The sequence below is a fragment of the Streptobacillus felis genome (assembly GCF_001559775.1).
Lineage (GTDB): Bacteria > Fusobacteriota > Fusobacteriia > Fusobacteriales > Leptotrichiaceae > Streptobacillus > Streptobacillus felis.
In genome coordinates, this window is record NZ_LOHX01000239.1 from 1 (window position 1) to 571 (window position 571).

The window sequence follows — 571 nt, forward strand, 5'->3', positions numbered from 1 at the left end:
TTATAAGGATTATCCTCTTAATAAATATAATAGATTATTATATGATTTATTATATAATTTTTCTAAAGTAAGTGAAGAAGATTTTAAAAATACTAGAAAAGAAATTAGAAAAATAAATAAGAATTTTTATCCTGAATTACAAGGATATGTTATAGAGTTGTTAATGATGTTAGATTTATTACAATCAGAATATTATTAATAAAATAAAGAGATGAAATAAATAATACTGAAATTAATAATAAAAAAGATTTAGGAAAAATATATAATAAATTAAATTATTATATCAAAAATTTAATGTATGAATGGTATGAAAAATTCAAAAAGATAAGGAGAAATAATTACACCATGTGATAAAAATTTAAAGGGAGATGTAGAAAAAATAAAGGAGTTATTAAACTTTCAAATAGAAAATATGGCTTCAGGTATAGTATTTTGTGGAACTACTGGAGAAGCGGCAACGTTAAATGAAGAGGAATATATTTTAGCTATGAAAACAGTTGTAGATGAAGTTAAAGGAAGAATAAAAGTTGTTGCAGGAGCAGGCTCTAATTCAACAGAAAAAGCTGTATAT

General features: G+C 22.1%; 2 protein-coding genes. Both read left to right on the top strand.

The window, feature by feature from the left end; translation table 11 throughout:
- A partial coding sequence (locus AYC60_RS09010; protein WP_197416959.1) for a hypothetical protein occupies positions 1 to 199 on the top strand: 199 nt, incomplete at its 5' end.
- A gap of 138 nt (positions 200 to 337) precedes the next feature.
- Positions 338 to 571 (top strand): dihydrodipicolinate synthase family protein (locus AYC60_RS04510; protein ID WP_269146649.1); only part of this gene is annotated, 234 nt, incomplete at its 3' end.